This window comes from Pseudomonas sp. CBZ-4 (assembly GCF_000346755.1).
Taxonomy (GTDB): Bacteria; Pseudomonadota; Gammaproteobacteria; order Pseudomonadales; family Pseudomonadaceae; genus Aquipseudomonas.
Genome location: NZ_ANNV01000133.1, coordinates 37,815 through 56,548, shown reverse-complemented (window position 1 = coordinate 56,548; position 18,734 = coordinate 37,815). Strand labels below are relative to the sequence as shown.

At 60.1% G+C, this 18,734-nt stretch carries 19 protein-coding genes; 14 read left to right on the top strand and 5 right to left on the bottom strand.

The features are described from left to right. Window positions 1–135 precede the first annotated feature (135 nt). Together B348_RS0118090 and B348_RS0118085 are read left to right on the top strand one after the other, a co-directional pair. Window positions 136–444, top strand: coding sequence for an RcnB family protein (locus B348_RS0118090; protein ID WP_017737483.1), 309 nt, complete (start codon window positions 136–138; stop codon window positions 442–444). A 76-nt stretch (window positions 445–520) separates the two neighbouring features. Further along, a complete protein-coding gene (locus tag B348_RS0118085) occupies window positions 521–1,714 on the top strand; it encodes an MFS transporter (protein ID WP_026136873.1) in 1,194 nt (397 codons plus the stop codon). Here B348_RS0118085 and B348_RS0118080 read toward each other — a convergent pair. Continuing rightward, complete coding sequence (locus B348_RS0118080; protein ID WP_017737481.1) at window positions 1,677–1,949, bottom strand: DUF1652 domain-containing protein; 273 nt, start codon at window positions 1,947–1,949, stop codon at window positions 1,677–1,679. The genes B348_RS0118085 and B348_RS0118080 overlap by 38 nt on opposite strands. 109 nt (window positions 1,950–2,058) lie before the next feature. Continuing rightward, on the bottom strand, window positions 2,059–3,549 hold the full coding sequence (locus tag B348_RS0118075) for a PAS domain S-box protein (protein WP_017737480.1): 1,491 nt from the start codon (window positions 3,547–3,549) through the stop codon (window positions 2,059–2,061). 156 nt (window positions 3,550–3,705) lie between these two features. On the opposite strand from B348_RS0118075, the gene B348_RS0118070 reads away from it, so the two are divergent. From B348_RS0118070 to B348_RS0118045, 6 genes are all read left to right on the top strand, one after another. Then, window positions 3,706–4,050 (top strand): FKBP-type peptidyl-prolyl cis-trans isomerase, encoded by a 345-nt coding sequence (locus B348_RS0118070; protein WP_017737479.1) that lies wholly within the window; start codon window positions 3,706–3,708, stop codon window positions 4,048–4,050. Between the two features lie 12 nt (window positions 4,051–4,062). Then, the gene (locus B348_RS0118065) at window positions 4,063–4,653 is read left to right on the top strand and encodes a GNAT family N-acetyltransferase (RefSeq protein ID WP_017737478.1); all 591 of its coding nucleotides are present in this window, start codon (window positions 4,063–4,065) and stop codon (window positions 4,651–4,653) included. Window positions 4,654–5,065: 412 nt separating this feature from the next. Continuing rightward, window positions 5,066–5,782 (top strand): MgtC/SapB family protein, encoded by a 717-nt coding sequence (locus B348_RS0118060; RefSeq protein ID WP_017737477.1) that lies wholly within the window; start codon window positions 5,066–5,068, stop codon window positions 5,780–5,782. Window positions 5,783–6,078: 296 nt separating this feature from the next. Beyond that, window positions 6,079–6,705 (top strand): response regulator transcription factor, encoded by a 627-nt coding sequence (locus B348_RS0118055; protein WP_017737476.1) that lies wholly within the window; start codon window positions 6,079–6,081, stop codon window positions 6,703–6,705. A 1-nt stretch (window position 6,706) separates the two neighbouring features. Next, complete coding sequence (locus B348_RS0118050) at window positions 6,707–10,324, top strand: transporter substrate-binding domain-containing protein (RefSeq protein WP_017737475.1); 3,618 nt, start codon at window positions 6,707–6,709, stop codon at window positions 10,322–10,324. Between the two features lie 124 nt (window positions 10,325–10,448). Beyond that, on the top strand, window positions 10,449–10,871 hold the full coding sequence (locus B348_RS0118045; RefSeq protein WP_017737474.1) for a hypothetical protein: 423 nt from the start codon (window positions 10,449–10,451) through the stop codon (window positions 10,869–10,871). On the opposite strand, the gene dkgB is transcribed toward B348_RS0118045, so the two are convergent. Together dkgB and B348_RS0118035 are read right to left on the bottom strand one after the other, a co-directional pair. After that, window positions 10,868–11,686 carry a 2,5-didehydrogluconate reductase DkgB gene (gene dkgB, locus B348_RS0118040; protein WP_017737473.1) on the bottom strand — a complete coding sequence of 273 codons (819 nt, stop codon included), beginning with the start codon at window positions 11,684–11,686 and terminating at the stop codon, window positions 10,868–10,870. The two genes, B348_RS0118045 and dkgB, sit on opposite strands and share 4 nt — an antisense overlap. A gap of 172 nt (window positions 11,687–11,858) precedes the next feature. Continuing rightward, a complete protein-coding gene (locus tag B348_RS0118035; protein ID WP_017737472.1) occupies window positions 11,859–12,938 on the bottom strand; it encodes a 3-deoxy-7-phosphoheptulonate synthase in 1,080 nt (359 codons plus the stop codon). Window positions 12,939–13,562: 624 nt separating this feature from the next. Between B348_RS0118035 and B348_RS0118030 the strand changes: the two genes are divergently transcribed. After that, entirely contained in the window at window positions 13,563–14,312 is a 750-nt protein-coding gene (locus B348_RS0118030) for a carbon-nitrogen hydrolase family protein (protein ID WP_026136872.1), read from the top strand. After that, window positions 14,313–14,744: a GNAT family N-acetyltransferase gene (locus B348_RS0118025; RefSeq protein ID WP_017737469.1), complete on the top strand. Its 432-nt coding sequence runs from the start codon at window positions 14,313–14,315 to the stop codon at window positions 14,742–14,744. A 34-nt stretch (window positions 14,745–14,778) separates the two neighbouring features. On the opposite strand, the gene B348_RS0118020 is transcribed toward B348_RS0118025, so the two are convergent. Continuing rightward, on the bottom strand, window positions 14,779–15,018 hold the full coding sequence (locus B348_RS0118020; protein WP_017737468.1) for a DNA-binding protein: 240 nt from the start codon (window positions 15,016–15,018) through the stop codon (window positions 14,779–14,781). An 82-nt stretch (window positions 15,019–15,100) separates the two neighbouring features. Here B348_RS0118020 and B348_RS0118015 point away from each other — a divergent pair, with 82 nt between their 5' ends. The 4 genes from B348_RS0118015 to pgsA all read left to right on the top strand — a co-directional run bounded on the left by B348_RS0118015 (window position 15,101) and on the right by pgsA (window position 18,677). Further along, entirely contained in the window at window positions 15,101–15,466 is a 366-nt protein-coding gene (locus B348_RS0118015; RefSeq protein WP_017737467.1) for a helix-turn-helix domain-containing protein, read from the top strand. A 151-nt stretch (window positions 15,467–15,617) separates the two neighbouring features. Next, window positions 15,618–16,259, top strand: a complete 642-nt coding sequence (gene uvrY / locus B348_RS0118010; protein ID WP_026136871.1) for a UvrY/SirA/GacA family response regulator transcription factor — start codon at window positions 15,618–15,620, stop codon at window positions 16,257–16,259. A gap of 1 nt (window position 16,260) precedes the next feature. Further along, window positions 16,261–18,084 carry an excinuclease ABC subunit UvrC gene (gene uvrC, locus B348_RS0118005; RefSeq protein ID WP_026136870.1) on the top strand — a complete coding sequence of 608 codons (1,824 nt, stop codon included), beginning with the start codon at window positions 16,261–16,263 and terminating at the stop codon, window positions 18,082–18,084. A gap of 32 nt (window positions 18,085–18,116) precedes the next feature. Then, on the top strand, window positions 18,117–18,677 hold the full coding sequence (gene pgsA / locus B348_RS0118000) for a CDP-diacylglycerol--glycerol-3-phosphate 3-phosphatidyltransferase (RefSeq protein WP_003232771.1): 561 nt from the start codon (window positions 18,117–18,119) through the stop codon (window positions 18,675–18,677). The last annotated feature ends 57 nt before the right edge of the window (window positions 18,678–18,734 follow it).

Genomic DNA, 18,734 nt, shown 5'->3' with positions numbered 1-18,734 from the left:
TTGGGGCTGCTGCGCAGCCCAGCGGGAGCAAGCTCCCTCGCCACAGGTTGGGTGCAGGCTTGAAAATTCGGGTTGAATGATCGCGTGTGGCAGCGGTCGGAACCTGGGTAAGCATCATTCATTGAAGGAGCACCCATGAAAGCCCAATCCCTCGTTGCCTGCCTGTTGCTCGCCACCAGCCTGTCCACCGCCAGCTTTGTCGTGCAGGCCGGTGATACCCCGCAGGAAACCGTGCAGCCTTCCAATATCAACACCCGCGACTTGAAAGAAGGCGACCGTGCACCGGATATCCTGATGCGCAAGGAATCGGCCGTCAGTGACTGGAAAAAGCGCGGCCTCAAGCAGCCTGAAGCTGACAGCCAGTGGTCGCGGGTGGGCGATAAATTCGTGCTGCTCAAGACCACCAACGGCACCATTCTTGAGATCACCCCCGTGAAGAAATGACCTTGCATTTTGTCCCCGCTCCTGAGTTAAGGTAGCCGGCTGTAGAGGCCGCGTTACCTTGAAAAAAGAGAGCAGGATGCTTGCCACAATAAGAAACTACCCCCGCACCGTGAACCTGTTGCTGTCCGCCACGTTGATGCTGACGTTGGCCAAGGCGATCACCTTTCCCTATCTTGTGATTTACCTGACCAGCCACTTCGGCCTGGACATCACCCAGGTCGGCCTGGTGATTGGCAGTTCATTGATCGTCGGTTCATTGCTCAGCGTGTACGGCGGTTTTCTTGTCGACCGCATCAACAGCTACCGGCTGCTGCTTGGCCTGAGTGTGCTGTTTGTGCTGGGCTTTATCGGTACGGTCCTCGCGCAGAATATCTGGGCGTTCTATAGCTGCCTGATCCTGATCAACCTTGCTTACGCGGTTATCGACATCGCGGTGAAAGCCGGCTTCGCCAGCCTGTTGCCGGAAGAGGCACGCAGCGAGGTGTTCTCCATCAAGTACACCCTGACCAATATTGGCTATGCCGTCGGGCCCGCGTTCGGGGCAGTGGTGGCGAAGCTGGATATCAGCCTGCCGTTTATCTTGTCGGCGCTGTTGGGGGTGGTGTTTTTCCTGCTGTACTGGCGCTGGGGCGACCGCACGCTGACCACGGTGGATGCGACGCAGAAGCCGGTGTCGTTTATGGCCGTTGGCCGCGTGCTGTTGAAGGATCACCGACTGGTGTGCTTCACCCTTGGCGGGCTGCTCAGTGCGGTGGTGTTCGGCCAGTTCACGGCCTACCTGTCGCAATATCTGGTGACCACCACCACTGCGGAATACACCTACACCGTAATCAGCGCGGTCCTTACCACCAACGCCGTGCTGGTGATTGCCTTGCAGTACGTGATTGGCCGACGCATTTCCCACCGTCACCTGAGCCAATGGCTGATTTTCGGCTTGAGCATGTTCATGCTGGGGTTGATCGGCTTTGCGCTGTCTACCAGCGTGCTGTGGTGGGTACTGGCGATGGCGGTGTTTACGGTGGGGGAGATTATCGTGTTTCCGGCCGAGTACATGTTTATCGACCGCATCGCCCCGGACCACCTGCGCGGCATGTACTACGGGGCGCAGAACCTGTCCAACCTCGGCGCGGCCCTGGGACCGGTGTTGTGTGGGCTGGTGCTGGCCAGCCTGCCGGCCCACTACATGTTTTACATGCTGGGGGCGTTTATCGTGGGCGGCGGGGTGTTCTATTTCATTGGGGCGTCGCTGAAGGCCAATCCTCCAGCGTGAGCTTGCCGACGGTGTTGCATTGCAGTTCGTAGCGCAGCTCGTCCACCATCTTTGCCACTTCTTGCGGGGTCTGCAGCCGATTGGTGCTGATCCCGGTCACCACCAGGTCAACCCGGCCGGTTTGTGCGTCGTAGACCTTGAGGGTCAGCGACGCATCCCGGCACAGGGTGAATTCACACGTCAGCGGCGACAGGCCTTCTTCGATGCAATTTCGCAGTTGAGAGAGGGTAAACATGCGGGTTCCTTCAGGGCATGAACTTCGACACCTGAAGGTTATTGATTGCCCGCGCGCGCCATAAGGCGAATTCGCACTAGGTGTACTAGTGCATTTGCACTTCAAGCGCCTACTTTTTAAGCCGCAGTTCACCGGCAAACAGCCCGCGTTCACGGGCCCAGACGATGGCAGCGCTGCGGCTGTGCACGCCGAGCTTGGAGTACACCGTGGCCACATGGTTGCGCACGGTGTTGGGGGCCAGTTTCAGGCGTGAGGCGATCTCCTTGTCGGCCAAGCCTTCGCAGATCAGGCCCAGTACATCCCGCTCGCGGGCAGTCAGGTCGGTGAAGGCCACGTTCGGCAGGTTGGGGCTGTTGACGCTTTTGGCGTTGGCCAGCTTCTCGATCAGCGTCTGGCTGAACCAGGAGGCGTCCTGCATCACTTCTTCGATGGCGGCCACCAGTTCAAGCTCCGAGCGTTTGCGTTCGGTGATGTTCATCAGCACCAGCAGGTAGCAGGGCACGTCCTCGATGATCACGGTATCGGCAGACACCACGCAGTCGATCACCTCGTTACCTTTCTTGCGCACCTTGAGGTCCTGACCGTCCAGGTTGCCGGACTTTTCCAGGGTGGCAAACAACTGCGCACCCGCCTGGGGGCTGTCGATGAAGTCGATGTCTTCGATAGCTTTGCCGATCAGTTCTTCGCTGATATAGCCGGTGATGCTCATGAAGGCTTCGTTGACGTCCACCACTTGGCGGTTGTCGGCGCTGCACACCAGGGTCGGTACCGGTGTCAGGCGGAACGACTTGGCGAAGCGCTCTTCGCTCTGGCGCAGGGCGATCTCCGCCTTGCGCCGTGGCTCCAGGTCGGTGAAGGAAAACAGCATGCAGTCTTCCTCGTTCATGTCCAACGGCTGGCCGGCAACGATCACCAGCTTGCTGCCGCCCGCGGGCAATTTCAGCTCGGCCTGCATCTGCGGGATGGTCGCCCCTTCGCCCAGGCGCTGGATGGCCAGGTCCTTGCGCTCGGCGTGTTCCAGCACGTCCAGCTCATAGACGGATTTACCGATGACCTGGTCGCGGTTGTAGCCGGTCATCTCCAGAAAACCCTGGTTGACCTTGATATAGCGCAGGTCGCTCAGGCGGCAGATCACGGCGGGTGCGGGGTTGGCATTGAAGGGTTTTTCGAAGCGCTGTTCGGCGCTGGCCCACTCGGTGGCGTCGCTGAGGATCAGCACCAGCAACTCCGGTGCACCGTGTGAATCGCTGATCACCAGGCTGCGCAAGCGGTGGACCCAGGTCTTGTCCGCATCGTCGGTGGGCGTGACCTCCACCACCACGTCACTGAATTCATCGCCCGCTGCTGCACGGGCCAGGGGATAGTTTTCCAGCAGCACAGGATGGTTGTTGCGATAACGCAGGGCGAAGCGTTCGGCGTATTCCCGGGTGTTGGCGCCCAGCGCCTCGACGTTATCAACACCGTGCATGCTCAGTGCGGCTTCATTGGCCCAGAGGAGGGTCTGGTCGACTTCGGCGAGGATGATCCCGTCGGACAGGCCGGAGATGATCTGCTGCAATTGGCGGCGGTTGGTTTCTTTGGCGAGGACATCTTGGGGCATGGGGGCTCCGGCGGTTGGGCGCATGGGAGTACGACACCTGGAGCTCAGGATAGTGCAGGGGAGTTGCTTCGTGTGGGCGCGCGGTGTCGCTCTGCACTTGCCAAACCCGCTTGGTTCTGGGAAAACCCCAGCCTTCACGCATCCTACGAGACTTTCATGAGCAACGACGAACTCCAGATCACCGACATCCGCCTGGGCGACGGTAAAACCGTGGTCAAGGGCGCGCTGATCACCACCCAATACACGGGCACGTTGGAAGACGGCACTGTGTTCGACTCATCCTGGGAGCGCGGCAAACCGTTCCAGTGTGTCATCGGCACCGGACGCGTCATCAAGGGCTGGGACCAAGGCCTGATGGGCATGCAGGTGGGCGGCATACGCACACTGTTCGTGCCGGCGCACCTGGCGTATGGCGAGCGCTCGATGGGCGCGCATATCAAGCCCGGCAGCAATCTGCGCTTTGAGATCGAATTGCTGGAAGTGCTGACGCGGGATGAGTGAGGCGGGGTGAACATGGACGTTGATCGACAGGTGTTGCCGGGTTGCACCACTGACGGTATTCGGGTGGTTGAGTTGGGCGACCGTGATGAAGCCGAGTTGCAACGGTTTTTCGAGCAGGCGCCAGAGTATTTCATCGCGGTCAACGGCGAGCCCGCCACGCCGACCGAGGCGCGTGAAGAGTTGCAGGGTGCGTTGCCGGCGGGTTGGCGTTGCACTCGGATGTACTGGCTGGGTTATCGCGATGCCGAAGGCCGCTTGGTTGCCGTGGTGAACATCGCCGCGGATTTATTGGCGGTCGGTGTGTGGCATATCGGCTTGCTGCTGGTGGAGGCGCGCTTGCATGGCACTGGGCTGGCTCAGCGGCTGCATGCGGACCTTGAACGCTGGGCTGCCGGGCAAGGGGCTCAATGGCTGCGGTTGACGGTGGTCGTCGGCAATACCAAGGCCGAACGCTTCTGGCCCAGGCTTGGGTACGTGCAGGTGCGGACTCGCGAGGGGATCACCATGGGGCGGCAGGTGAACAGGGTGTCGATTCAGGTCAAGGCGCTGGCGGGTGGGCAGGTTGAGGACTACCTGGTGCGGGTGGTTCGGGATCGGCCCTGACTCGTCCGGGCTCAAGAAAGTGGTTCCTGAACCTATTCTGAAGAAATTTCCTGTTCACAATACGGACACTTTCCTACGGTTTACTCTCCCGCAGTCGGGGCGTAAGCTTCGCCCGTTTTCATCAATAGCGGAGACCCTCAGTGGGTACTTGTTCGAGCGACAGTTGTCGGCCGGTCCTGGTAACCGGCACAGCCTTGGCAAGGTAACGCGCATTTTCCCGATGCCGTTGTCTCGCCCCAAGCGAGAAGCGGCATCCCGGCAGCAGCCATTCCTGGCGCCTGCCTGAATCCCTCTCATCGACGCTGACCCACACCTGGGTAACCCCGGTGTGCGACCTGCTGCCCGGAACTCCCGTTTCTGCAAAGCCGTGCGGCGGCCTTTCAATGTGCCGCAGCGTTCATGGAGTTTTTTCATGCAAGCCATCAATAACATCAACTTCAATTCCCTGGTCGATACCCTGGTCAGCCTGTCCGCCGCGTTTATCCTCGGTGGCCTGATCGGCTTCGAGCGCCAGTACCGCCAGCGCACGGCGGGTTTGCGCACCAATGTGCTGGTGGCGGTGGGGGCGGCGATTTTCGTCGATATGGCCAACCGCCTGGGCGGCGCGGAAGGCGCGGTGCGGGTGGTTGTGTATGTGGTGTCGGGCATCGGTTTTCTCGGTGCCGGGGTGATCATGCGCGAAGAAGGCAATGTACGTGGTCTCAACACCGCCGCCACGCTCTGGGCGTCGGCCGCGGTGGGGGCCTGTGCCGGTGCCGACCTGATTCTCGAGGCGTTGCTGGGCACCTTGTTTGTGCTGGCGGCCAATACGCTGCTGCGGCCAATCGTCAACAACATTAACCGTCAGCCGTTGGATGTGGTGTCGGCGGAGGTCACCAACATTCTTTATGTCGTTGCGCGGCGTACCCAGCAAAAGGCGGTGCTGGCCTTGCTGGAAGCGGAGCTGGCGCGTTGCAACTATCCCGCCAGTGACGTGGATGTGCGCCCGTTTGGCAGCGAAGAAGTGGAGATCGAAGCGACTCTGGCAGTGACGTCTGTCGATGGTGACGAGCTGGACGCGCTGGTCGCACGCATTTCCACCTCGGCCTTGGTGGTGCAGGCCTTCTGGAGCCCAAGTACCACGGAGTAGTGGGTCAAATGCCTGGCATAGGGTTGGCTATGCTTTTGTGAGGAAAAGTCCTACATGCAATCAGGACTAACCCTTCAATTTAAACACCTCGCCGTTGTTAAAGTTGCGCGCTTGCGGCTGCCCAATAACAAAGGCACGGCATCAGCTGGCAGTGGTGGTGTTCTATTGGAGGGGCCAGGTTGAGCCTGGCGAGTGTCCTGATGAAGTGCAGTGCCGTTTGTCGGAACTGTCATTTTTCACAGGTGCTCGGGTCCCGTGTGATATGTCAGGTTACTTTGTCTTCTCAGGTGGGTTTTATGAGCAAAGCTTTGATTGTCGATGATCACCCGTTTATTCGCGCCACGGTCCGCTATCTCTTGAAGCAGGAAGGCTTCGATAAGATTTATGAAGCGGGGAATGGCGCTGACGCTATGCAGGTTGCCCGAGAGGAGCGCCCGGACCTGGTCATCCTTGATCTGGCGATGCCCAAGCTTGGCGGCTTGGAAGTGATCAGCCGAATAAAGGCGTTGGGCTTGCCGTGCAAGATTCTGGTGCTCACGTCCTACCTGGCAGTGTTCTTTTCCACTCGCTGCATGCGTGCCGGCGCCATGGGATTTGTCGCCAAGACCGGTGAGCTGGACGAGCTGCAAAAAGCGATCAAGGCGGTAATGTCCAACTACAGTTGCTTTCCCAGCCTGCCGACCAGTTCGGTGCGTCGCGATGATCTGCAAACCACCGAGCTCGAGTTGGTGGAGGGGCTTTCGGATCGCGAGTTGACGGTGTTGCAGAAGCTGGCCCTGGGCCTTGGCAACAAGGAAATTGCCGAAGACATGCTGCTGAGCCACAAGACCATCAGTACCTACAAGACGCGCCTCAAGGAGAAGCTGCGCATGTCTTCCGTGGTGCATTTGTCTAAATTCGCCCAGCGCAACCATCTGATCTGAAATGGCCACCCCTCGGCTGGCGAAATTCACTGCCATCCTGCTGATGGGGTCTTTGCCCTGGGTGGCGATGGCTCTGGATGAACCTCATGTGCTGCGATTGCTGGGCCATTCCAGTCTTGAAAAATCCACGGTGCAGCTTGATGAAACGGACTGGCGCTGGCTGCGAGAACGGCGCACCTTGGTCATGGGGGTGTCGGCCCCTGATTACGCGCCGTTCGACCTGAGTAACAACAATGACGAACTTGAAGGCATCTCCGCCGATTATGCGGCGCTGATCGCACAGATACTCAATGTCACGATTGAAGTCAGGCGCTACGACACCCGCGATGAAGTGATCGAGGCACTCAAGTCAGGTGCGCTGGATTTCCTAGGGTCGGCCAATGGTTATGAGGCGGCGGATACACAGTTGGTACTGTCACGCTCCTACGCCAATGACCAACCGGCCCTCGTGACCCGGTCAGGCGCCAGCCAGTCGTTGCCGGCCGACCTGGCGGGAAAGCGTGTGGCGATGCTCTACCACTACATGCAGCCCAATGCCGTCCAGGCGTTTTACCCCCGCGCGCAATTGCAGTTGTATGGCTCGACTCACCAGGCTATTGGCGCAGTGGCATTCGGCCAGGCAGATGTCTACCTGGGTGACGCCATCAGCACCCGCTACCTGATCAACAAGAATCATCTCAACAACGTCCGCATTGAGGATTTCTCTGCCTTGGAGGTCAACCCGTTCGGGTTTGCCTTCACCCTGGATAACGAGCGGCTGCTGAAGATCATCAATGCTGCACTGGCCGCTATCCCGGCCGCGCAGCAGATGGAAATCCTGCGTCGCTGGAGCGCCGGTGGCGGTGGTGCCCTGGGGGCTGAGCGGTTGCGCTTGAGCGACAGTGAGCAACGCTGGCTGGAGAAGCATCCGCGGGTGAGGGTGGCGGTACTCGACAAGTTCGTCCCGCTGTCTTTCTTCAACGAGAACGGGCAGTTTGAAGGGTTGAGCGCCGAGGTCCTGTCGCGGATCAGCTTGCGCACTGGCTTGAAGTTCGAGGTGGTGCGGGACAGCTCGCTGTTGCGGCAAATCGACCAGATCAGCAGCGGTCAGGTTGAAATGCTGGCGGTGATCACCCCGAGCGTCGAACGCGCCGATAAATTGCGCTTTACCCGACCTTACTTGTCCAACCCTTACGTGCTGGTGGTACGCGCCGATGATGACAGCGTGGTCACCCTTGAGGACCTGCCGCGCAAGCGCGTGGCGTTTATCGGCGGCAACAGCCTTGCTGCGCAGATTGCCCAGGACTACCCCGGCATCGAGTTGGTCTATGTGGAAAACCCTGAACAGGCCATGGAGTTGGTGGCCAAAAGTAGCGTCGATGCCACCGTCGTTTCGCTGATCAGTGCGCGCTTTATGATTGCGCGCCACTATCGTGACCGGCTGCGTATGACCAGCACGGTGGGTACTGAGCCCGCGCGGATTACCTTTGGTGTCAATCGCAGCCAGTTGGAGCTGTATTCAATCCTCGACAAGGCCCTGTTGAGCATCACGCCGGAAGAAATGGACGAGTTGACCAACCACTGGCGCAGCGAAGTGATCATCGGCGACAGCTACTGGTTGCGCCATCGCACGGCAATCGTTCAAGGCTTCGCCCTGGCCGCGTTGCTGCTGCTGGCGACCCTGGGCTGGGCCATTTACCTGCGCCGCCTGATTCGTACACGGGTTCAGGCCGAGCGTGCCTTGAGCGACCAGATGCGTTTCATGAGCGTGCTGATCGATGGCACGCCCCACCCGATTTATGTACGCGACCGCCAGGGTCGGTTGATGGCCTGCAACAACGCCTACCTCGATGTGTTTGGCTTCAAGCTGGAGGATGTGATCGGCAAGACGGTGATGGAAACCGACCCCGGCAACCCGCCTCAGGCCCAGTCTTTTCATGATGACTATATGCGGTTGATGACGCGGGGCGAACCGCAGATTCAGGACCGCATCCTCCGGGTGCCCAGTGGTGAAGTGCTGACCATCTACCAATGGATGCTGCCCTACCGTGATGGCGATGACAGCGTGGTGGGCATGATCGCAGGCTGGGTGGATGTCAGCGAACGCCAGCGTCTGCTGGGCCAGTTGCAAGACGCCAAGGATGACGCCGACGCCGCCAACCGGGCGAAGACCACCTTTCTGGCGACGATGAGCCATGAGATCCGCACGCCGATGAACGCAGTGATCGGCATGATCGAACTGGCCTTGAAAAACGCCGAACAGGGGCGGGCGGACCGTGATGCGCTGGAGGTGGCGTCGGGGGCCTCGCGCAGCATGCTGGAGCTCATCGGCGATATTCTTGATATCGCGCGCATCGAATCCGGCCATTTGTCCCTGGCCCTGGAACCGGCGAACCTGAAAGAGCAGTTGGCATCAGTCGTACGGGTGTTTGACGGGCTGGCACGGGCCAAGGGCCTGGTGCTACAGGTTGAGCTTGATTCGACGATCGACCGAGCGGTACTGATCGATCCGCTGCGCTTCAAACAGGTCGTGTCGAACCTGTTGAGCAATGCGATCAAGTTCACCGCCAGGGGGCAGGTGCAGCTCGGTGCGCAGGGGGTGGTGGCAGGAGACCAACTGACGCTGCGGTTATGGGTGCAAGACAGCGGCATTGGCATCAGCGCGGAGGACCAGCAACGGCTGTTCAACCCGTTTATCCAGGGAAGCAATACCGAGCAGTCGGCACGCAGTGGCTCTGGTCTGGGGCTGGTGATCAGCCGCAATCTGTGCGAAATGCTCGGTGGCCAGTTGCACTTGAGCAGTGTGCTGGGGCAAGGCACGCGGGTCGATGTGCGGATGGTGTTGGCGGTAACGGCGGCTTTGCCGGCCCAGGTGTTATCGGCGGTGCTGGAGACTCCACCGCCCCAGGCATTGGATATCCTGGTGGTGGACGACTACCGTGCCAATCGACTGTTGCTGGGCCGACAACTGAGCTTCCTGGGGCACCGCATCACCACTGCCGACGACGGCCTGCAAGGGGTGCAATACTGGCAGGCGGGGCACTTTGACGTGGTCATCACCGATTGCAACATGCCGCTGAAGAACGGTTATCAGTTGGCGCATGACATCCGCGCCCAAGAGCGTCAGCGAGGCCTGGTGCCGTGCTTGTTGTTGGGCTTTACCGCGAATGCCCAGCCAGAGGAGGTGGAGCGCTGTCGGCAGGCGGGTATGGACGGCTGCCTGTTCAAGCCCACCAGCCTTGACGACCTGCGGTTGGCACTCGCTTCGCGCGCCGCGCGCGTTGCCCAGGCTGACGGCCTGCCGATGCTGGATCTGAGCACACTGACCGGACTGACCGGGGATGACCGGGGCGCCCTCAAAGAATTACTGATCCCGTTGATCGAAAGCCTGAAAGCCGACCTCGAGTGGTTGTCGTTGCCTCAACAGGCGTTTGATTTTGCCAGGCTGCATGACCTCGCGCACCGTGCCAAGGGGGGCGCACGAATGGTCAAGGCGCAGGCGCTGATCGACCGGTGTGAAGCATTGGAGGCTGCGTGTGAGACACAGGACAGGCAGGCGCTGGGGCCAGCGATTGAGGGGGTAAGCGCAGCGATCAGCAATCTGCATCAGGCATTGAGCGTTTATTGCAATCAACTCTGATTGCCGCTCAGTTGATTTGGGATAACTCCTACGCGAAGAGGGAACATACCTGATTTTGTCTGCGGTATATGTCTGGAAAATGGTCCGCGCTCACTGCCGAGCACTGCCTACCCAGGGGTTTGCCATGCCGAATAAAGCACTGACCATCCTGATTGCCGACGAGCAACATCTGCAACGGTTGTACATCGAGAAAATGCTCAATCAACTGGGATATCACCGGATCGTGCCAGTGCAAACCTTCGACGAGGCCCAGGTGCTTGCCGCCGTTCCGGCTGAGCCGTTCGACGTGCTCATCATCAATGCGGGGCTGGCCGCCCAGGCCAGCGGGCCCCAGCTCCAGGTGCGCCATGTGCTGGTGTATGACCACCTGGACCTGGGCCAGCCTGCCGGCATCACGCCAGCGGTGCTGGTACGGCTGCCTGGCGTGCCGGACAACGTCAACCTCGAACACTTCATGGATATCATCGACCCTCCCGAAGCCGCCCGCGGCCTGCGGGTATTGCCCTGGCTGCGGGAGTTGTCCCGAACGCCCGTCGCCGGGGCTTAGTCCCACAGCGGCGCGATACCCTTGGGGCTGGTCAGGCGGTGGCCGCGTTCCAGGCCGGCAATCTTCGCCAACTCGGCGGCGCTCAAGGTCAGTTGCTGTGCCTTGAGGTTGCTTTGCAGGTTGGCACGTTGGGTAGACGACGGGATCACCGCGTAACCCATTTGCATGGCCCAGGCCAACGTGACTTGTGCCGCCGTCGCCTGGTGGTGTTCTGCGATTTGCTGAATCACCGGATCGTTCAGCACTTCGCCATAGGCCAGGGTCATGTAGGAGGTGATCCGAATGCCGTGGGCGGTAGCAAAATCCACGACCTTGCGGTTTTGCAGGTAGGGGTGCAGTTCGATCTGGTTGGTGGCGATATTTTCGGCGCCCACAGCGGCAATCGCCTGTTTCATCAGGTCCAGGGTGAAATTGGAAATACCGATCTGGCGCGTCAGGCCCAGACGCTTGGCTTCCAGTAACTGCCCCATGAATTCGGCAACGGGTACCTGGTCTTCCGGGGACGGCCAGTGGATCAGGGTCAGGTCGAGATGGTCGGTGCGCAATTTGCGCAGGCTTTCGCGCAGGCTGGGGATCAACTGGCCTTCGGCGAAATGGGCGATCCAGATCTTGCTGGTGATGAACAGCTCGTCGCGCGGGATACCGCTGTCGGCGATGGCCTGGCCAACCTCGGCTTCATTTTCGTAGATCTGCGCGGTGTCGATGGCGCGGTAGCCCAGTTCCAGGGCAGTGCTCACGGAGTCGATCACCACCTTGCCCTGCAAGCGGAAGGTGCCGAGGCCGAAGGCTGGAATGGTGTGTGGGGCGGTGGACATCGGTAGCTCCTGAAGGGATATCAACAATGACGACGAGTATCCGTCCGTTGTGCCTTCGGAAAAACCGCCGATTCTGAAAAGGACTCTTTACCCCAGGTCACGAATCGCGACCGGGGTTTGCATGGTCCAGGTGTGGGAGGGAGGCCCTCCCACATGTCTGGCGGGTCATCGGTCAGGCGAGTGTGGTGCGTTCGCGCAGCCGCTGCGCGGCATTGCGCAGCAGTTGCTCGGTAGCGTCCCAGCCCAGGCAACCGTCGGTCACCGATACGCCGTATTGCATCGATGCACTGAGTGGCTGGCAGCCCTCGAACAGGTGACTTTCCAGCATCATGCCGATCAGCGAGGAGTCGCCTTGCAGGCGCTGCTCCAGCACCTCGTTGAACACCGCTGGCTGACGCAAGGGGTCTTTGCCACTGTTGGCATGGCTGCAATCGACCATGATCCGCGCCGCCACCTTGGATTTGGCCAGGTCGTGTTTCACCTGGGCGACGCTTTGCTCGTCGTAGTTCGGCCCACGGTGACCGCCGCGCAGCACCAGGTGAGTGTCGGGGTTGCCCGGGGTCTGGATGATCGCCGGATGGCCTTGGCTGTCGACGCCGAAGTGACGGTGCGGGTGGGAGGCCGAGCGCATCGCATCGCAGGCAATCGCGACGCCGCCGTCGGTACCGTTCTTGAAGCCCACGGGCATGCCCAGGCCGCTGGCCATCTCGCGGTGGATCTGCGACTCGGTGGTGCGCGCGCCAATCGCTACCCAGCTGAGCAGGTCATCGAAGTAGCCGGCGGCCATGGGTTGCAGCAGTTCGGTGGCAACCGGCAGGCCCAGGCGCAGCATTTCGCGCATCAATTGACGGGACAGGGTGAGGCCGGCGGCCATGTCATCGCTGCCGTCCAGGTGCGGGTCGTAGGCCAGGCCTTTCCAGCCGATGGTGGTACGGGGTTTTTCGACGTAGGCGCGGATCACCAGCAGCATCTGGTCACTGACTTCCAGGGCCAGTTTCTTCAGGTTGCGTGCGTACTCCATGGCCGATTCCGGGTCGTGGATCGAGCACGGGCCGACAATCACCAGCAAGCGCTTGTCTTCGCCATTGAGGATGGCGCGCACGGCTTGGCGATGGGCGTGGATCTGTTCGTTGAGGAACGGGCTGAGAGGTAGCTGGTGCTTGAGCTCAAGGGAGCTGGGCAGGCGCTGGGTCAGGGCTTCATTGGCGCTGGACAGATTGGTAACAGGCAGAGCGGCGGTGGCAGCGTTCATATTCAAGGCTTCCTGGGCAAGCGGCGGGTTATTCCCGCACGCTTGGCCCTACTGGGGTGTTCGACAATTGGCCGTATCGGCTACGTGTGTTGGCTTGCCACCAATAGGTGACCGATCGGAGGCGGCAGGCTGTCCCGAACGGAGCTTGCTAAATCGCCATGCAGTGCAAGTGTCGTAGCGGTAATAGGTGGCGTAGTTCATGTCGTGATTCCTTAAGTGTTCTTGCAAAATTTTATGAAGGGCTTTTGTCTGCAGGCCAAAAAACAAAACCCCCGGTCGGGGAGCCGACCGGGGGTTAGATTTCTCTGGCAGGCGACCCCTTGAGTAGTGGCCGCCGATTTCAGGTATCAGGCGCGCCAGTGGCTAAACCAATACCCAAAATAAAAGCTTACCGCTGCGCTCGAACCGCATACACGGGTAGCCGACACCGAGCGCGGGGCGCTGGCAGCAGGGCAAACCTGGGTGTGGGTGAGTTGCAACATGGTGTGTCTCCAAATGATGGGGGGGAGCTTACTCGAGGCACGCAGGAGGATTCAATGGGTAATCTCTATGGCGTGGGGGTACTTAGCGCTATTGACCGAGATATGCTTGTAACACTTTGATATTGATTGCCTGGACGCGACCATGACTGCCTTTGCCCTTGCTGCTGCTCAAACGATCGCCGTTGCGGGCGACATACCTGCCAATCTCCAGCGGCATCTGGCGTTCATGGGCGTGGCAGCGGAGCACGGTGTGCAAGTGTTGGTGTTTCCAGAGTTGTCATTGACAGGCTATGAGCCGGCATTGGCTGCCGGGTTGGCAATCGCCCCGGATGACACGGTACTCGCGCCGCTGCGTGAAATGGCGCAGGCGCTGAGGCTGACGGCGGTGGTGGGGATGCCGATCCGTTTGGCGCCTGAGGCCGGTGTGTCGATCGGCGCATTGGTGTTGGGGGCGGACGGCTCCCTGGCGGTGTACACCAAGCAGCACCTGCATCCGGGTGAAGAGGTTGCATTTGTCCCGGGGCAGGGCGGTGCTGTACTCGAGTGGGGTGGCGAGCTGATTGCGCTGGCGGTGTGTGCGGACTTTTCCCACGCAAGTCATGCACTTTCTGCCGTTGAAACCGGGGCGAATGTGTACGCCGCAGGTGTGTTGATCAGTGAAGGCGGCTACGCAACAGACAGCGCCCTACTGCAGGGCTACGCCGCCGAGCATGGTCTGTTGGTGTTGATGGCCAATCATGGTGGCCCATCCGGCGGCTACGTGTGCGCGGGCCGCAGTACGATCTGGGCCGATGATGGTCGTTTATTGGCTGCCGCGCCGGGTGTGGGGGACGCGTTGGTAATAGCCCGCCGCGAAAGCGGGCAGTGGTCTGGCCAAGTGATGGCTCTGTAAATGGCATTCCACCTGCGCGCCGCGACGGATCGCGACCTGACATTCGCACGCACACTGACCCATGAGGCCATGAGCGGCTATTACACGCAATATGGCCTGCTGTGGTCCAACGACGGTTTTGATACCGCGTGGGCCGGTCGGGAAAACTGGCTGATTTGCCGCGACGACTGCGTCCTCGGCTTTATCAGCCTGAGTCGTGACAGCCGGGCGCTGTATATCCGCGAACTGCATCTGCTCGAAAGCTGTCGCAAGCAGGGTGCTGGCAGTTGGGTGCTGGAGCAGATGGCGCTCAAGGCCTGTGCACAGGGCTTGTTGCGCTTGACCGTGTTCAAGACCAACCCGGCGAAACGCCTCTATCAGCGCATGGGGCTGAACATCGTCGGGGAGGAAGATTGCTTCTGGCGGATGGAGCGCGTCTGCCCCTCAAGCTAAACCTGCGCCGAATCCTAATAAGCGCATACTGACCTTAGGAGACGACTTCCTGATCGTTGTTTTGGCCATCAGCCTCAGAAAGGATGATCCCTTCTTTCATGCCCAAAAGGACCGCTACCTTATGGGCCTCACCACGCCGTCCCTTTTTGCGTCCAGCGAGCACTTGATAGGTGGTTGCCGGATCAACGCCATGTTCACGGGCGAACGCTTGAACTGACTTTCCTTGATGTTCCAGCCAGGCCTTGGCTTGTGCAGCAGTACGGATTCCGGGCATAGTTCAAAACCGTTCAAGTTCGTTTAACAAAGAGATGAGTGTGTCACCTCTTGGGGTGTGCCAAATAGGATCATACATCCAAATGAGTGGAATCGGTTCGCGTTTGAGGCAAGAAAGAGAGCGACTTGGCCTGTCGCAAAAAGTTTTTGGTGAGATCGGAGGCGTTGAAGCCAATGCACAAGGTAAATATGAAAGTGGAGGGCGCGCGCCTAAAGCGGACTACTTGTCTCGTGTCGCCGAAAGAGGTGTAGATATCCTGTATGTGTTGACCGGGAATGCCACGCCGATTCAATCGGAACACCTAAGCCGGGTCGAAGAGAAAGTATTGGGCGATTACCGGGCGATGTTCAAGGAAGATCAGGATGCTATCCGCCGATTGACTTCAACCCTGGCCGAGCATTCATTTCATTTGAATGGCAAAGCCAAGGCGCAATCCCAGGATTCCTGACGTTTTACCCCGCAAACTCGGTCGCCCGCCATTCGGCGGGCGAGTGCGGTTCGTTCAAACGCTATATATATGACGCTTGCAGCTAGGTCTGCGCCTTGGTTTTTTGCTAAGGTGTTCAGCAACCTATAAGACCATATCGCGAGGTGTCTGCTTGATTAGGGTGCTAGTAGTCGATGACCATGATCTCGTTCGTACAGGCATTACACGAATGCTGGCTGACATCGATGGCCTGCAAGTAGTCGGCCAGGCTGAGTCCGGGGAAGAGTCCCTGATCAAGGCGCGTGAGTTGAAGCCCGATGTGGTGTTGATGGACGTCAAGATGCCGGGCATCGGCGGTCTTGGCGCAACGACCAAGTTGTTGCGCAGCCACCCGGATATCAAGGTCGTGGTGGTGACAGTGTGCGAGGAAGATCCTTTCCCTACGCGCCTGCTGCAGGCCGGGGCCGCGGGTTACCTGACCAAGGGCGCCGGCCTGGCCGAGATGGTGCAAGCCATTCGCCTGGTGTTTGCCGGCCAGCGCTACATCAGTCCGCAGATTGCCCAGCAGTTGGCGATCAAGTCCTTCCAGCCCGTGAGTGATTCACCGTTTGATGCGCTGTCGGAGCGGGAAATCCAGATTGCCTTGATGATCGTCGGCTGCCAGAAGGTACAGACGATCTCGGACAAGCTGTGCCTGTCGCCCAAGACCGTCAACACCTACCGCTATCGCATCTTCGAGAAACTCACCATCAGCAGTGATGTTGAACTGACCCTGCTCGCGGTACGCCACGGCATGGTGGACGCCAGCGCCTGACATGACCACGCCGTTTGATCCGAGTGCCTTTCTCTCAACCTGCAGTGGCCGCCCTGGCGTGTACCGCATGTTCGACAGCGAGGCACGCCTGCTTTACGTCGGTAAAGCCAAGAACCTGAAGAACCGCCTGGCGAGCTATTTTCGCAAGAGCGGCCTTGCGCCCAAGACGGCGGCACTGGTCGCGCGCATCGCCCAGGTCGAAACCACCATCACCGCCAACGAGACCGAAGCGCTGCTGCTTGAGCAGACGCTGATCAAGGAATGGCGGCCGCCCTACAACATCCTGCTGCGCGACGATAAGTCCTACCCCTACGTGTTTTTGTCTGACGGCAACTTTCCACGCCTGAGCATCCATCGCGGGGCGAAGAAGCAGAAGGGCAAGTACTTCGGCCCGTATCCCAGCGCTGGCGCGATCCGCGAGAGCCTGAGCCTGCTGCAAAAAACCTTTTTTGTGCGCCAGTGCGAAGACAGCTTCTACAAGAACCGCACCCGGCCGTGCCTGCAATACCAGATCAAGCGCTGCAAGGCGCCGTGCGTGGGCCTGGTCGAGCCCGCCGAGTACGCCGAAGATGTGCGCCATTCGGTGATGTTCCTCGAAGGACGCAGCAATGCGCTCACCGATGAACTCTCCGCCGCCATGGAACAGGCCGCCAGCACCCTGGATTTCGAGCGCGCCGCCGAGCTGCGCGACCAGATCTCCCTGCTGCGCCGCGTGCAGGACCAGCAGAGCATGGAAGGCGGCACCGGCGACGTCGATGTGATCGCCGCCTTCGTCAACCCCGGCGGCGCCTGCGTGCACCTGATCAGCGTGCGTGGCGGGCGGGTGCTGGGCAGCAAGAACTTCTTCCCGCAGACCGGTATCGACGAGGACGTGGCCGAAGTCATGGCTGCGTTTCTCGGCCAGTACTACGTCAGTAGCCCTGAGCGCGACCTGCCGTCCGAACTGATCGTCAACGTGGTGCACGAAGATTTCCCCACGCTGATCGCGGCGATCCACGAACTACGCGGCCGCGAGCTGGACATCAGCCACCGCGTACGCGGCACCCGGGCCCGCTGGCAAACACTGGCGGTGACCAACGCCGAGCAGGCCCTGAGCGCGCGCCTGGCCAATCGACAGCACGTTGCCGCACGCTTCGACGCCCTGGCCGAGGTCCTCAACCTGGACGAGCCACCGCAGCGCCTGGAGTGCTATGACATCAGCCACTCCAGCGGCGAGGCCACCGTGGCCTCCTGCGTGGTGTTCGGGCCGGAAGGGCCGATCAAGTCCGACTACCGGCGCTACAACATCGAAGGCGTCACCGCCGGCGACGACTACGCCGCCATGCACCAGGCCCTGACTCGGCGTTTCAGCAAGTTGAAGGACGGCGAGGGCAAGTTGCCGGATATCCTCTTGGTGGACGGCGGCAAAGGGCAGCTGTCCATGGCCCGTGACGTGCTCAACGAACTGGCGGTGCCCGACCTGATCCTCCTCGGCGTCGCCAAGGGCGCCACGCGCAAGGCCGGCTTCGAAACGTTGTACTTGAATGATGCCGCCCATGAGTTCACCTTGAAGGGCGACTCACCCGCACTGCACCTGATTCAACAGATCCGCGACGAAGCCCACCGTTTTGCAATTACCGGCCACCGCGCCCGTCGCGGCAAAACCCGGCGAACCTCAACCCTGGAAGGGGTGGCGGGGGTTGGCCCGACGCGACGTCGCGACTTGCTTAAACATTTTGGTGGCTTGCAAGAGCTCTCCCGTGCCAGCATTGACGAAATAGCCAAAGCACCCGGTATCAGTAAAAAGCTCGCTGAGCTGATTTATGCCAATCTGCACAGCGAATAGAATGCCTTTCCACCTCGTAGCCAGTTGTGCCGATGAATATCCCTAATCTGATCACCGTTCTACGCGTCCTGCTTATTCCGATTTTCATTCTGTTGTTCTATTTGCCGTACGAATGGAGCTATGCCGCCTCCAGCTCCGTGTTCGCCTTTGCGGCTGCCACTGACTGGCTCGACGGCTACCTGGCCCGCCGTCTTGAACAGAGCACGCCCTTCGGTGCGTTCCTCGACCCCGTGGCTGACAAACTCATGGTGGCCGTAGCCCTGGTCCTATTGGTGCAGGAACACGGCAACCTGTGGCTGACCTTGCCAGCCGCCGTGATCATCGGCCGCGAGATCGTCGTCTCGGCGCTGCGCGAATGGATGGCTGAAATCGGCGCCCGCGCCCACGTCGCCGTGTCCAACATGGGCAAGTGGAAAACCGCTGCGCAGATGCTCGCGCTCGTGATCCTGCTGGCCAACCCATCGGACTTCTCGTTCTGGGTCCTGACTGGCTACGCTTTGCTGCTGATCGCGGCGGGCCTGACGCTGTGGTCCATGCTCCAGTACCTGCGTGCCGCCTGGCCTCATCTGCGCACCACCGTTGAAAAGAAATAAAACTTTTTTGAATCAAAGGGTTGACCGGTTACGAGATTTGTATAGAATGCGCATCAC

What these genes read in the sequence shown, in the direction of transcription:
- uvrC (WP_026136870.1), top strand. Translation starts at nt 16,261, where the DNA reads ATGACCACGCCGTTTGATCCGAGTGCCTTTCTCTCAACCTGCAGTGGC.
- B348_RS0118030 (WP_026136872.1), top strand. Translation starts at nt 13,563, where the DNA reads ATGACTGCCTTTGCCCTTGCTGCTGCTCAAACGATCGCCGTTGCGGGC.
- dkgB (WP_017737473.1), bottom strand. Translation starts at nt 11,686, where the DNA reads ATGTCCACCGCCCCACACACCATTCCAGCCTTCGGCCTCGGCACCTTC.
- B348_RS0118065 (WP_017737478.1), top strand. Translation starts at nt 4,063, where the DNA reads ATGGACGTTGATCGACAGGTGTTGCCGGGTTGCACCACTGACGGTATT.
- pgsA (WP_003232771.1), top strand. Translation starts at nt 18,117, where the DNA reads ATGAATATCCCTAATCTGATCACCGTTCTACGCGTCCTGCTTATTCCG.
- B348_RS0118050 (WP_017737475.1), top strand. Translation starts at nt 6,707, where the DNA reads ATGGCCACCCCTCGGCTGGCGAAATTCACTGCCATCCTGCTGATGGGG.
- B348_RS0118045 (WP_017737474.1), top strand. Translation starts at nt 10,449, where the DNA reads ATGCCGAATAAAGCACTGACCATCCTGATTGCCGACGAGCAACATCTG.
- B348_RS0118080 (WP_017737481.1), bottom strand. Translation starts at nt 1,949, where the DNA reads ATGTTTACCCTCTCTCAACTGCGAAATTGCATCGAAGAAGGCCTGTCG.
- B348_RS0118085 (WP_026136873.1), top strand. Translation starts at nt 521, where the DNA reads ATGCTTGCCACAATAAGAAACTACCCCCGCACCGTGAACCTGTTGCTG.
- B348_RS0118025 (WP_017737469.1), top strand. Translation starts at nt 14,313, where the DNA reads ATGGCATTCCACCTGCGCGCCGCGACGGATCGCGACCTGACATTCGCA.
- B348_RS0118015 (WP_017737467.1), top strand. Translation starts at nt 15,101, where the DNA reads ATGAGTGGAATCGGTTCGCGTTTGAGGCAAGAAAGAGAGCGACTTGGC.
- B348_RS0118075 (WP_017737480.1), bottom strand. Translation starts at nt 3,549, where the DNA reads ATGCCCCAAGATGTCCTCGCCAAAGAAACCAACCGCCGCCAATTGCAG.
- B348_RS0118060 (WP_017737477.1), top strand. Translation starts at nt 5,066, where the DNA reads ATGCAAGCCATCAATAACATCAACTTCAATTCCCTGGTCGATACCCTG.
- B348_RS0118055 (WP_017737476.1), top strand. Translation starts at nt 6,079, where the DNA reads ATGAGCAAAGCTTTGATTGTCGATGATCACCCGTTTATTCGCGCCACG.
- B348_RS0118035 (WP_017737472.1), bottom strand. Translation starts at nt 12,938, where the DNA reads ATGAACGCTGCCACCGCCGCTCTGCCTGTTACCAATCTGTCCAGCGCC.
- B348_RS0118090 (WP_017737483.1), top strand. Translation starts at nt 136, where the DNA reads ATGAAAGCCCAATCCCTCGTTGCCTGCCTGTTGCTCGCCACCAGCCTG.
- B348_RS0118020 (WP_017737468.1), bottom strand. Translation starts at nt 15,018, where the DNA reads ATGCCCGGAATCCGTACTGCTGCACAAGCCAAGGCCTGGCTGGAACAT.
- B348_RS0118070 (WP_017737479.1), top strand. Translation starts at nt 3,706, where the DNA reads ATGAGCAACGACGAACTCCAGATCACCGACATCCGCCTGGGCGACGGT.